The sequence below is a fragment of the Actinoplanes sp. NBRC 101535 genome (assembly GCF_030269225.1).
Classification (GTDB): domain Bacteria; phylum Actinomycetota; class Actinomycetes; order Mycobacteriales; family Micromonosporaceae; genus Actinoplanes; species Actinoplanes rectilineatus.
Genome location: NZ_BSSY01000017.1, coordinates 81,699 through 94,531, shown reverse-complemented (window position 1 = coordinate 94,531; position 12,833 = coordinate 81,699). Strand labels below are relative to the sequence as shown.

The 12,833-nt window shown below is 72.7% G+C and carries 9 protein-coding genes and 1 pseudogene; 3 read left to right on the top strand and 7 right to left on the bottom strand.

What is annotated here, in order from left to right:
• Window positions 1-35: 35 nt before the first annotated feature.
• Window positions 36-1,295, bottom strand: a pseudogene (locus QSK32_RS35140) (alpha/beta fold hydrolase); the annotation flags it as partial.
• A gap of 290 nt (window positions 1,296-1,585) precedes the next feature.
• Between QSK32_RS35140 and QSK32_RS35135 the strand changes: the two are divergent.
• Entirely contained in the window at window positions 1,586-2,809 is a 1,224-nt protein-coding gene (locus tag QSK32_RS35135; protein WP_285474330.1) for a sensor histidine kinase, read from the top strand.
• Window positions 2,806-3,474, top strand: a complete 669-nt coding sequence (locus QSK32_RS35130) for a response regulator (RefSeq protein WP_285474329.1) — start codon at window positions 2,806-2,808, stop codon at window positions 3,472-3,474. The genes QSK32_RS35135 and QSK32_RS35130 overlap by 4 nt, the downstream gene beginning before the upstream one ends.
• Before the next feature lie 25 nt (window positions 3,475-3,499).
• Here QSK32_RS35130 and QSK32_RS35125 read toward each other — a convergent pair whose 3' ends face one another.
• The 4 genes from QSK32_RS35125 to QSK32_RS35110 all read right to left on the bottom strand — a co-directional run bounded on the left by QSK32_RS35125 (window position 3,500) and on the right by QSK32_RS35110 (window position 9,087).
• Window positions 3,500-4,006, bottom strand: coding sequence for an RICIN domain-containing protein (locus QSK32_RS35125; RefSeq protein WP_157411382.1), 507 nt, complete (start codon window positions 4,004-4,006; stop codon window positions 3,500-3,502).
• A gap of 210 nt (window positions 4,007-4,216) precedes the next feature.
• Window positions 4,217-5,953 carry an ABC transporter ATP-binding protein gene (locus tag QSK32_RS35120; protein WP_285474328.1) on the bottom strand — a complete coding sequence of 579 codons (1,737 nt, stop codon included), beginning with the start codon at window positions 5,951-5,953 and terminating at the stop codon, window positions 4,217-4,219.
• Window positions 5,950-7,599 carry an ABC transporter transmembrane domain-containing protein gene (locus QSK32_RS35115; RefSeq protein WP_052720998.1) on the bottom strand — a complete coding sequence of 550 codons (1,650 nt, stop codon included), beginning with the start codon at window positions 7,597-7,599 and terminating at the stop codon, window positions 5,950-5,952. The genes QSK32_RS35120 and QSK32_RS35115 overlap by 4 nt, the downstream gene beginning before the upstream one ends.
• Window positions 7,600-7,662: 63 nt before the next feature.
• Window positions 7,663-9,087 (bottom strand): MFS transporter, encoded by a 1,425-nt coding sequence (locus QSK32_RS35110; RefSeq protein WP_285474327.1) that lies wholly within the window; start codon window positions 9,085-9,087, stop codon window positions 7,663-7,665.
• Window positions 9,088-9,173: 86 nt separating this feature from the next.
• On the opposite strand from QSK32_RS35110, the gene QSK32_RS35105 reads away from it, so the two are divergent.
• Window positions 9,174-10,136: an Lrp/AsnC family transcriptional regulator gene (locus QSK32_RS35105; protein ID WP_045746156.1), complete on the top strand. Its 963-nt coding sequence runs from the start codon at window positions 9,174-9,176 to the stop codon at window positions 10,134-10,136.
• Window positions 10,137-10,293: 157 nt separating this feature from the next.
• On the opposite strand, the gene QSK32_RS35100 is transcribed toward QSK32_RS35105, so the two are convergent.
• Entirely contained in the window at window positions 10,294-12,090 is a 1,797-nt protein-coding gene (locus QSK32_RS35100; protein ID WP_285474326.1) for a sensor histidine kinase, read from the bottom strand.
• Window positions 12,087-12,755: a response regulator transcription factor gene (locus tag QSK32_RS35095; protein WP_045746158.1), complete on the bottom strand. Its 669-nt coding sequence runs from the start codon at window positions 12,753-12,755 to the stop codon at window positions 12,087-12,089. Before QSK32_RS35095 ends, QSK32_RS35100 begins: the two co-directional genes overlap by 4 nt.
• Window positions 12,756-12,833 lie beyond the last annotated feature (78 nt).

Here is a 12,833-nt window from a genome sequence, read left to right as displayed (position 1 = left end):
CCGACCACGTCGGCGATGCACTCCGGAACGCTCAGCACCGAACCGTGCACGTCGTCGTCCACGGTGTAGACCTTCCCGCCGACCGCGGCCCGGGTCTGGCCGGTCCACTCGTACGGTGACGGGCTCTCCCACCGGTGGCCGGAGAGCACCACCGGCGCCTTGCTGCGGTGCAGGGTCACCGGCTGGACCGGCAGCGGCCAGCCGGCGCATCCGGCGGAGAAGCCCAGCGCCCGGCCGGTCAGCGGATTGTCCGCGAGAAGCCGCAGGTGCTCGTCCCAGGCGTCGTCGAAGCCGAGCCGGCTGGGGTCCTCGTTGCAGAACGCGGCCCGGTTCATCGTCCGGTTCCCCCGCTCGGGCAGGTCTGCCGGCGGCTCGCCGGAATCGGACGGGTCGCCGATGACCTCCTTGACGGTCGGCGGAGCGGTGGTCCCGGTGGCCTCCCGCAGCTCCTTGAGGACACGCGCGGCGAGCGGCCACACCTGCGAGTCCTGGCCCATCGCCACCGCGACGAACTCGCCGTCGAGCGGGATGGGCAGGTCGGTGAACCGGCGCGGATTCGCGTCGTAGTCGTCGCGCAGCGCCACGACCGTGGCCGTCACCTGCGCGGCGGTGCCGCCCAGGCCGTACTCGTCGTCGCGCTCCGCCATCCAGGCCGTCATCCGCCGGGCGTCCCGTTCGCCGGCCGCGGCCCGCTCATCCTGGAAGGTGACCATGTCGAAGTCCGGGATGGCGACACTGTCCAGGAACATCCGGCTGACCCGCTCCGGGAACAGGTCTCGGTAGACGACACCGAGCCAGGTGCCCCAGGAGACACCGAGGAAGCCGAGCTTGCGGTCACCGAGCCCGGCCCGGATCCGGTCCATGTCGCGGGCCACGTTCGCGGTGGTGAGCCCGCCCAGGAACGCCGGATCCGCGTTGCCGCAGTCGGCCAGGGCCTGGGACTCCGCCGCGAAACGCTGCCGAGCCGCCGCCTCGGTGATCGGGCCGGTCGTCTCCGGTTCCTCCCCCGCCGGCGGCGTGCAGTCCCGCTTGGTGCTGTAACCGACGCCCCGCGGGTCGAATCCGATCAGGTCGTACCGGTCGTTCAGGTCGGCGGCACCGCCCTCGGTCAGCAACTGCACCGGCAGGAGATAGCCGCTGCCGCCCGGGCCGCCCGGATTCAGCGCCAGGCTGCCCAGCCGGTGCTCCCGGTCGGCGGCCTTGATCCGGGTGAGCGCGATGGTGATCGTCCGGCCCTGCGGCCTGCGGTAGTCCAGGGGAACGCTGACCGTGCCGCACTCCTGCCGGGTCAGCATCTGCCTGAACAGTTCCAGCCGGTCGGGCGGGACCATCGCGGCGAGGGCCTCGTCGGAATAGGTGCGGCACGTCTGCCAGGTGATCGCTGACGAGGTCCGCTCGGCGGCCGCGACGGGTGGCGCGGCGACGAGCACCGCCGTCAGCGACGCCATTACCAGAGATACGGGTCGATTCATGTCGGTCATCGTGGTGGCGGCGCCCCGATACCCACGTCCGTCCTGAGAGGTATCCGCATCTCTGTCCGGAGAGGGATTCGCGGCACGCCCACGACTCGTAGGCTCACGGAACCATGACACGCCGCCTCATGAACCCTGCCCTGCAGGACACCGCCCTCGGCATCGGGCTGCTGCTGCTCTGCGTCGCGGTCAACAGCGGCGACGAGAACATGAGCGACGCCGCCGGCCTGTGGTGGCTGGCGTCCGGGATCGCCGCCGCCGGGATCGCGCTGCGCCGCCGGTGGCCGACGGCGATGCTCGTCGTCTGCTGCACCGCCGCCGCACTCCACCTGACCGACGCCATGCCCCTCACGCTCATCGACCTGAGTGTGCCGCTCCTGCTGTACACGGTGGCGGTGCGGCGCGGGTGGGCGTACTCGCTCGCGGTCCTGGCCGTTCTGCTGCTCCTCGCCCTGGGGTCGAGTTCGGTCACGGTCCGCGAAGGCCCGCCCCTCCCCCGGCCCGCTCCCGAGATCCGCCCGGCTCCTCCGCCCATCGAACCCGAACCGCAGGACCTGAGCATCGGCTGGAACGACCTGCCCGGCGTCTCCCTCGCCCTGATCGCGGCCTGGGCCATCGGTTCGGGTACGCGCAGCCGCCGCGCCCACCTCGCCGAACTCCGCGCCCGCGCCGTCGACCGGGAACGCGAACGCGGCCAGCAGGCGGTACTGGCCGTCGCCGCCGAACGCGGGCGCATCAGCCGCGAACTCCACGACGTCGTCGCACACGGCCTGTCGGTCATGGTGATCCAAGCGCAGGGCGGGGCGGCCGCCCTGGACAACCGGCCGGCCGACACCCGGACCGCCCTGGAGGCGATCATCAAGACGGGGCGGGACTCGCTCGCCGACATGCGGCGGGTCCTGGCCACCGTCGGCGAGGTCGACGACACGTGGCATCCGCAACCCGGCCTGGCCACACTTCCCGCGCTGGTCACGCAGGTGCGGGAGGCCGGCACCCCGGTGACGCTGGGACTCTCCGGAGCCTCCGGCGGGCTGCCGTCGGCGGTCGACCTGTCGGCGTACCGGATCGTGCAGGAAGCACTGACCAACACCATGAAATACGCGGGTCCCGGAGCGAACGCCACGGTGACCGTGACCCGGACCGCGACCACCGTCGAGATCACGGTGAGCGACGACGGTTCCGGCCCGGGACACGGCGACGGCAAGGGTACGGGGCTGCGCGGCATGGCGGAACGCGTGAGACTGCTCGGTGGCCGGTTCGAAGCCGGTCCCGGGCCGCACGGCGGTTTCGTCGTGCGGGCCGTCCTGCCCGTCACCGTCGAGGAGCAACCGTCATGATCAGTGTGCTGCTCGCCGACGACCAGGCCCTGGTCCGCACCGGATTCCGCATGATCCTGGAGAACGCGGCCGACATGCGGGTGGTCGGCGAGGCCGCCGACGGCGCGCAGGCCGCCCGCACCGCCCTCGCCGTCCACCCGGACATCGTGCTGATGGACATCCGGATGCCCGACGTCGACGGCGTCGAGGCGACCCGCCGGATCTGCGCGGGCGACCGCTCCGCGCGGACCCGGGTGCTGATCCTGACCACGTTCGACCTGGACGAGTACGTGTACGCGGCGCTACGAGCCGGCGCCAGCGGCTTCCTGCTGAAGGACACCCTCGCCGACGACCTGCTGTCCGCCATCCGGGTGGTGGTCCGCGGCGAGGCGGTGGTCGCCCCGACCGTGACCCGCCGCCTCGTCGACCGGTACGTCACCGCCGGGGACGGCCCGCCCGTCCCGTCCCCGGCCGCGGACACCCTGACCGACCGGGAACGCGAGGTGCTCGGGCTGGTCGCCCGGGGACTGTCCAACGGCGAGGTGGCCGCCCGCCTCTACGTCTCCGAGGGCACGGTCAAGACCCACGTCAGCCGGGTGCTGACCAAGCTGGCGTTGCGCGACCGGGTGCAGGCCGTCGTCTACGCGTACGAGTCCGGCCTGATCCGGGCCGGCTCCCACGACTGACCCTCAGCCGTTTCTCGGCCGCTTCTCAGCCGTGGTACCACTGCTGGTTCAGGGTGATCGGGTCGTAGCAGGGCCACGAGGTGATCGTCCCGTTGGGCACGCCGTTCACGTGCGACATGTCCAGGCACCAGAGGCTCGACTCGTTCTTGTACCGGTTGGCCGTGCCCTGCCGCGAGATCCACCAGTTCTGGTTCGGGCCGCCGTCACACCAGGCCACCCAGACGAACGTGCTGCCCGAATCGCGCTGCTCGAGACAGTAGTTCCACTGGCCGGTGGCACTGACGACCCGGTAGTCGTCGGTCCGGTTCGGGTTGGTGCCCGCCACGAGGACCCAGTTCTGGTACTCGCCGCCCCCGCACGGCGTGGTCCACACGTCGTAGGTGTTCTTCAGCCCGGTGAGGCAGTAGTTCGGACTCTGAGCACCCCAGATGCGCACTGTCGCCGCGGCGAGCGCCGGAGCCGGCTGACCCGCCACCGCCGTCACGAACACCGCGGCCGTCACCACGACACGCCGGATTGCACGCTCCATCACGATCCCCCGTTCGATGTGGCTCCCACGTCCCCCTGAGCGTGCGCACCACCTCCCCGAAACTCCAGCCATGCGGCGTGCCATCTCCACGGTCACCGCCGCGGCGGGACATCAGCAGCGGTCTGGCTTTCGCCGAGAGTTCTCCCCCGCCCCCGCCCACATCGATGAAGAAGGCCACTCCCCGCAAAACCCGATGACCGTCGGCAACACGCGTCACAGAACGGTGCCGGAGCTCTCCACCGTGTCCCCGTGCCAGGAACGCCACAGGGCGGCGTAGGGACCGTTCGCCGCAACCAGTTCGTCGTGGGAGCCCAGTTCGATGATCCGGCCGCCGTCCATCACCGCGACCCGGTCCGCGTCGTGGGCGGTCTGCAACCGGTGGGCGATCGCGATGACCGTCCGTTCGTGCAGCACCGCCGCGAGGGCCCGCTCGGCGGTGCGGGCCGCGGTCGGGTCCAGCAGCGCCGTCGCCTCGTCGAGGATGATCGTGTGCGGGTCGGCGAGCAGCACCCGGGCCAGGGCCAGCTGCTGGGCCTGCGCGCCGTCGAGGGGGTGGTCGCCTAGGTCGCGGTCCAGGTCGGTGGCCCAGTCGGCGCCGACCGTGGCCAGCGCCCGCCGCAGGTCGGCGTCGGGCGCGGACGCCATCAGGTTGGCCCGCAGCGTGTCCCGGAAGACGTGGTGCTCCTGGGTGACCAGGACGACGTGGCGGCGCAGCGTCTCGGGCGGCAGGTCGGCGATCGGCACGCCGCCGACGGTGACCGTGCCGACCGTGGGCCGGTCGACGCCGGCGATCAGGCGGCCGAGGGTGGACTTGCCGGCGCCGGAGAGACCGACCATCGCGAGGCGTTCGCCGGGGCGGATGGTCAGCTCGACGTCGTGGAGCACGTCGCGGCCCGGCTCGTACGCGTACCGGACCCCGCTGACCACGATCCGGTCGCCGTCCGGTGCCGTGGTGGCGTGCGGGGGTGGCGCCGGGACGGCGGACAGGCCTTCGATGCGGGCGAACGCGGCGGAGCTGCTCTGCAGCTGCTCCACCCAGATCATGATGCTGTCCAGCGGCCCGACGAGCTGCCGCAGGTAGAGGACGGCGGCGCCGACCGTGCCGAGGGTGGCCTGCCCGTCGAAGTAGAGCAGGCCGCCGAGGAGCAGGACGAGGAAGCCGGGCACCGCGTACGACGTCTCGACGAGGGGGAAGAACACGCTGCGCAGGGCGAGGGTGGCCAGCCGGGTGCGGCGGGTCTCGGCGAGGGCCGCGTGGCCGGCGTCGAGGCGGCGGGCGTGCAGGCCGAACGCCTCGACGGTGCGGGCACCGGCGGTGGTGGCGGCGAGTTCCTCGGCGAGGCGCGAGTTGGCGGTGCCCTCGGTGAGGTAGGCGCTGCGGGCCCGGCGCAGATACCACCGGGTGACGAAGTAGATGCCGGAGAGGCCGAGGACCCCGACCACGCCGAGGACCGGGTCGAGGACCACCACGGCGGACACGATGAAGACGATCTTCACGACGCCGATGAACAGGCCGGGCAGGATGTCGCGCAGGGTGGTGGCGACCAGGTCGACGTCGGTGGTGCCGCGGGCGGCCAGGTCACCGGCGGGCACCCGTTCGACCACCGCGGCGGGCAGGGCGAACGTGCGCCGCAGGAAGCCCTCCCGGACGCGCGCGGCGGTGCGCTCACCGAACCGGTAGCCGATCGCCAGCGCGAACCGGGCGAGCAGCGTCTGCGCCACGGCGAAGCCGAGCACGGTCAGGGCGAGCCGGTCGACGGTGCCCACCCCGCCGCCCGCGGCCACCGTGTCGATGACCCGGCCGAGCAGCCAGGGCGCGGCGAGGGAGGCCAGGGCGGCGAGGGCGCTGAGCGTGATCATCCCGGCGACGGTGCCGCGTTCGGCGGCGATGAGCCGGGCCGCCGAGCGGGCGACCTCCCGTTGACCGGCGATCGGCAGTGCGGTGCTCACTCGTCGTCCTTTCCGGGAACGCGGGTCTCCGCGAAGATGTCGTCCTCGCCGAAGGCGCGGGTCACCAGGGCTTGGTAGCCGGGTTCGGTGGCCAACAGCTCGTGGTGCCGTCCGCTGGCGGTGACCCGGCCGTCGATCAGGTAGTGGACGGTGTCGGCCTGGTCGAGCAGGACCGGTGAGGTGGTGGCGACGACCGTGCCGCGGCCGGCGCGGGCGGCGGCGAGGCGTTCGGCGACGGCGGCCTCGGTGTGCGCGTCGACGGCCGAGGTCGGTTCGACGGCGAGCAGCATCTCCGGGTCGGCGTAGACGGCGCGGGCCAGCCGGACCCGCTGGCGCTGGCCACCGGACAGGGTGCGGCCACCCCAGTCGATCGGGCGTTCCAGGTCGTCGCCGACGTCGTGGGCCACGGCGACGGCGAGCGCCGCCCGGATCCGGTCGTCGTCGGGGCCGAGACGGCCGGCGACCGCGTCGCGCAGGGTGCCGGCGAACAGGTCGGCGCCGTTGTCGGCGACCAGGATCCGGTCGCGGACGCCGTCGCGCTCCGTTGCGGACAAGGGTTGCCCGCCCCAGGTCGCGGCGGTCGGCCCGTAACGGCCGAGCCGGTCGATCACCTCGGCGGCGTCGGCGGGGCGGGCGCCGGCGAGGGCGGTGAACCGGCCCGGTTCGGCGGTCACCCCGGAGTCCGGGTCGTGCAGAACGGCCGGGCCGGTGGGCGCGGGAGCACCGGACGGGTCCTCGGCGGGCAGGTTGAGGAAGGCGGTGACGCGGCGGGCGGCGACCAGGCCGCGGACCATGTCGAAACTGCAGAAGATCAGCACGTCGCAGGGGATGACCAGCATCGCGGTGTAGCCGTACACCGCGATGAGCTGGCCGGCGGTGAGGTCGCCGGCCACCGCGAGCCGGGCGGCCAGCCAGATCACCACGGCGAGGAAGACCACCGGCAGGCCCTCGCCGAGCGCCCCGATCCAACTGGACGGGCCGCCGACGCGGTAGCCCTGGTCGCGGAGCCGGGCCGACTCGCGTTCGTAGCGTTCCTGGTGGATCTGCTTGCCGCCGAGTCCGTTGAGGACCCGCAGTCCGCCGATGATGTCGACCAGCCGGGCGTTCAGCTCGCCCTGCCTCTCGCGGTAGCGGAAGGCGGCCCGCTGGGTGCGCCCGAGCAGCGGCCCGACACACAGCGCCAGCACCGGGACACCGACCAGCACCACCACCGCCAGCAGCGGTGAGATCGAGAAGAGGAAGGACGCGATGACCGTGATGGCCAGGGTGGCCGCCACGCCGACACCGCCGACGTTCATCGCCCGGCTGATGGTCCACACGTCGGAGATGCCGATGGTGACCACCTCACCGGCGGTCATCTGCCGGGGCAGGGACGCGCCGAGCCGGGTCGCGTGGGTCATCACCAGGTCGGCGGTGCGCAGCGCGGCGGTCAGGCGCAGCTTGGTCATGCTGCGGTGGCGCATGATGCCGAGCCCGGCACTGGCCACACCGAGGACCAGCACCACCGCCGACCAGCCGATCAGCACGCCGGGCCGGTGCGGGGCCAGGCCGTGGTCGACGGCCTGGGAGATCAGCCACGGCATGGTCGCCAGGCTGATGAACCAGGCCGATCCGAACCCGGCGCCGAGCGCCACCCGACCCGGCATCTGTCGTGCCAACCACCAGAGATACCGAGCCGGGCTGCGCGTGTCCACGAAGGCGACTCTGCCCTACCCCTCCGACACTTTCACCCGATTTTCATCGGTGCTCATCGACACATTCACCGGTCCGTGTGCCGTCCGGCGCAGGAGGATCAACACCAGGATCCCGGCCACCAGCGCGTACGCTGCGGCCAGCTGCAGGGTCGAGCTCAGGCCTTCGGCGTACGCGGCCGGAGCACCGCGCCCGTCCGCGACCGCGTCCTGGAACACCTTGCCGAAGACCGCCACGCCGAACGCGAAGCCGAGCTGCCGGAAGGTGTTGAGCGCCCCGCCGGCCATCCCGCTGCGTTCCCGGGGCACCCCGGCGAGCAGCGCGGACGACTGCACCGGCAGCACCGCGCCGGCGCCGAGTCCGACCAGGATCAGGCCGGGGATCAGCACCGTGCCCCCGCTGTCCCCGCCGACCAGCGACTGGGCCAGGTCGCCGGCGGCGACCAGCAGCAGGCCGAGGCCGACCGCGAGGCGAGGTGACGCCTTCTGCAGCGCGTGCCCGGCGAAGGCGCCGACCAGCAGCGACGCGCCGGAGAGCGGGAGCGCGCCGAGCAGCCCGGCGTCGACCGGGCCGTGGCCGAGGATCTGCTGCAGCCAGACCGTGGAGTACGGCATGACCGCGAAGGCCGCCGCGTGCATCAGGAAGGCCGCGACGATCAGGACCGCGAACGACGGGTTCCGGAACAGTCCCAGGTCGAGCATCGGGTGGTCGGAGCGGAGCTCGACGAGGACGAACGCGGCCGCCGCGACCAGCCCGGCGAGCAGCGGGACCAGGGTCGCCGCGGCGGTCCAGCCCTCGGCGGAGGCCTGGATCAGGCCGTAGGTGACCGCGCCCGCGGCGATCGTGAAGGTGACCGTGCCCGGGATGTCGAAGCGGCCGGCCCGCGGCGCCCTCGACTCGGTGACGCCGCGCAGGGTGAACCAGAGGGCGGCGGCGCTGACCGGCAGGTTGACCAGGAAGATCCAGCGCCAGCTGAGGTGCTCGGTGAGCAGGCCGCCGACCAGCGGGCCGGCCGCGGTGGCGGCGCCGCTGACCGCGCCCCAGACGCCGAACGCGACGCCGCGGTCCCGTCCGTGGTAGGTGAGGTTGAGGATGGCCAGGGTGGTGGCGAACATGGCCGCGCCGCCGATGCCCTGCAGCACCCGGGCGGCGATCAGCGCCTGCTCGTTCGGGGCGATCGCACAGAGCAGCGACGAGACGGCGAAGACCACGAGGCCGGTCAGGTAGACGCCGCGCCGCCCGTACCGGTCGGCGAGCGAGCCGGCTCCGAGCAGCAGGGCGGCAAGCGCCAGCGCGTACGCGTCGAGCACCCACTGCAGGTCGGCATAGTCGGCGCCGAAGTCGCCGGCGATCGCGGGCAACGCCACGATCACGATCGTCACGTCGACCAGCAGCAGGAAGGTGCCGAGGCAGACGGCGATCAGGGGTATCCACTTACGCATGCGGCACACTCTCCGGCCCGAGCGCCGGAAAGTACCAACCAGTTGCCGGTTTCCGGCGGATCTCGACGTCGGCATAGGGTTGTGGCGTGGAAATCGACACGCTCGACGAGCAGATCGTGCACGCTCTGCGGATCAACGGCCGGGCGGGCTACCGGGAGATCGGGGCGGTCCTCGGCGTCTCCGATCAGACGGTCGCCCGGCGCTACCGCAGACTGCGGGAGAAGGCGGGGGTACGCGTGGTCGGCCTGCCCGACTCGCACAAGCTCGGGCACGAGGTGTGGACGCTGCGCCTGCACACCACCACCGACGCCGCCGTGCCGCTGTCCCGGGCGCTGGCCCGCCGGCCGGACACCGCCTGGGTCACCATCAACTCGGGTGGCACCGAGATCTCCTGCAACGTGCGGGTGCCGGAGACCGCCGACCGGGACGCCCTGCTGCTCAACCGGCTGCCCCGCACCAAGGGGCTGGTCTCGGTGGACGCCTACTGCGTGATCCACCAGTACGTGGGCGGGTCGGTCGGCGACCGCCACGACACCGCGATGACCGCCGAGCAGATCGCCGCGATGACCCCGCCGCCGCACCCCGGCGGACGGCCGGCCCGGCTGGGCGGTGCTGACGACAGCGACGCCGCCCTGTTCACCGCACTACGGTCGGACGGCCGCATGGGCCTCGCCGACCTGGCCACGGCGACCGGCTGGCCCGAGTCGACGGTCCGCCGCCGGTTGCAGGAGCTGACCGCCTCCCGGGACCTGTTCTTCGACGTGGAGGTCAGTGCCGAGTTGTTCGGGTACCGGGCCGTGGTGCAGCTCTGGCTCTCGGTCGTCCCGGCGCGGCTGGCCGCGGTCGGCGCGGCGATGGCCGAGCACGAGGAGGTGGTCTTCGCGGCGGCGTGCACCGGCCCGACGAACCTGATCGCCACGGTGGTCTGCACTGACATGTCGGCCTTCTACCGGTACGTGACCGAGAGTGTGGGGCCGCTGGCCGGGGTGGAGCGCCTCGAGAGCGCGCCGGTGGTGCGGCACGTGAAACAGCTGGGGACGGTGGGGTGAGTGTGATCTGGGCATCACCCGGCAACCTTTCAGCCCTCCGACAGCGTCCGCACGGGTAAGAGACGCCCGTGCGGCGCCGGTCCGGGATTCGGGTCCCGCCGCCCGGCGCGCCAGGCGTCTCCGGTGACGGGCGGCGGTTCCGGTTCGGAATCGCCGCTCAGTCCTTCTCCGGGACCCGCAGCGCCACCGTGAAGACGGTTCCCGCACCGGGCGCGCTGGCCACCGTGACGGTCCCGCCGTGCGCCTCGACCAGTTTGCGCACGATGGACAGGCCCAGACCGCTGCCACCGGTGCTGCGGCTGCGCGACTCGTCGGCCCGCCAGAACCGGTCGAACACCTTCGGCAGGTTCTCCTCGCTGATCCCGACACCGGTGTCGGCGACCGTGACGGTGGCACCGTGCGCGCTGACGGTCACCGTCCCGCCGGCCGGGGTGTGCCGGATCGCGTTGGACACCAGGTTGCCGACGATCTGCCGCAGCCGGACCGGGTCCGCGTCGACAACCGGCTCGCCGACCACGTCGATCACCAGGGTGACCCCGCTCGACTGCGCGGTGCCCCGGTGGCTGTCCACCACGTGCGCGAGCGTTTCGCGTACCCGCAGATGTTCTCGATGCACCCGGAGGGTGCCCGCGTCGGCCGCGGCCAGATCGCCGAGATCGTCGATCACGTGCTGGAGCAGCATGGCCTCCTCGTGGAGCAGGTTGAGGAGCTGCGCGTCGGTCGGCGCCAGATCGTCCTGGGCTGCCTCCAGCCAGCTGCGGATGTTGGTCAGCGGGGTCCGCAACTCGTGCGCGACGTCGCTGACCATCGCCCGGCGCTGCGCCTCGGCCCGGTCCCGGCGCTGCGCCGAGTCCCGCAGCGCCCGGGCCAGGTGGCCGATCTCGTCGCGGGCGGTGACCGCGACCGGCGTCTGACGGTCGGCGGCGTCGGTGAGCGCGCGCAACGGCCGGACCAGGCGGCGGCCGACCAGCACGGTGATCAGAATGGTGGCGAGCAGGACCGCGCCGGTCACCGTGACGATCCGGACGATGTTGTCGCGGGACAGGGTGAAGGTGGTGCGGTCGGCGCCGGTCCGCGGGTCGGTGACGAAGAGCAGGGCGGGCGGGGCGACGTAGGGCTGGAGCTGTGCCCGGCGTTCCCGGTCGAGACAGTTCCGGGCGGCCTTGCCCTCGCTGTCGATCGTCAGGAGCGCCTCCTCGGCGACCGCGACGGGTTCCCGGCCGTCGGTGGGCGCCACGAACATCGTGCCGGCGGCCGTCACGTGCAGTTGCTCCGGGTCGTCGAGTTTGAGGCAGGTGCCGACGGCCAGGGACAGTTCGGCCAGGGCGCGCCGACCGGACGCGCTGACATAGCCGGTCAGTTTGCTCTGGCAGCCCAGCGACACCCTGTCGACGGCCTGCTGATCCGGTCCGCTGACGACGACCCGGGGACGGCCGCCGGGCTCCTGCTCGATCCGGGCGTCCAGACCCTGCTTGAGTACGCAGTCCCGCTGCTCCCGGGCGACCACCCGTAGTTCCTTGCGTTCCGCCGTGGTGAACCCGTACGGGCCGACCACCCGCGGGTCGATGCGGTCGGTGCCGCCGGTCAGGGTCAGGTCCAGGTCGAGCGGGTCCACGGTGGCCGACGGGCGGGCCGCGTCCAGCGCCGGGCCGCCGCCGGACTCGGCGATGAGACGGCGGTCCGGGGTGGTCAGGGTGATCCGGCGGTCCAGTGCGGCGGCCCGCTCGTGGATCAGCGAGGCGGCCGCGGACCAGTCCTCGTGGGTGGCGGCGTACTCCACGAGCATGTCGTAGACGCCCTTGTCGTCGGTGAGCGAGCGTCCGCGTTCCTGGTTGATCGCCCGGGTGGCGGTGGTGGTGGCCAGCCACGCGGTGGCGGTGGTCGCGGCGATCGCGATCAGCACCGAGGTGACCAGCAGCCGGGTGACCAGGCTGTGCCGGACCGGGACCCTCACGGCACCAGCTTGTAGCCGACGCCGTAGACGGTGAGCAGCCGGACCGGGTTCCGCGGATCCGGTTCGATCTTGCGGCGCAGGTTCATCACGTGCACGTCGATGGTGCGTTCCGTGGAGCTGCGGTCGATACCCCGGGTGTGGTGCAGCAGCTGGGCGCGGGTGAAGACGCGTTCCGGCTCACGGGCCATCGCGGCCAGGATGGCGAACTCGCCGCGGGTGCACTCGATCTCGGCGTCGTCGACGGTGGCCCGCCGCCGCTGCGGGTCCACGCCGACCCCGCCGACCCGCTGCTCGCGAATGCCGGGTGCCCGGCGCAGCAGGGTGCGGACCCGGGCCATCAGTTCCCGGGGGCTGTACGGCTTGCGCAGGTAGTCGTCGGCGCCCTGCTCCAAGCCGAGCAGCAGGTCCTCCTCACCGGCCCGGGCGGTGAGCATCAGCACCAGCACGTCCGACTCCTGGCGCAACGTCCGGCAGACCCGCAGGCCGTCCAGCCCGGGCATCATCACGTCCAACACGACCAGGTCGGGGCGCAGCCGCCGGGCCTCGGTGAGGGCGGACCGCCCGTCGTGCACCACCACCGGGTGGTGACCCGCCGCGGCCAGGTAGCGGCGCACCACCTCCGCCTGCCGGGGATCGTCCTCGGCGACCAGGACCTGAGCACACATGGCCGCTGACTATAGGTGCAGCCCCTCCCGGCAGGCCGGCTCGCGGGCGAACCTGACAGGTTTCTCAAGATTGCCATC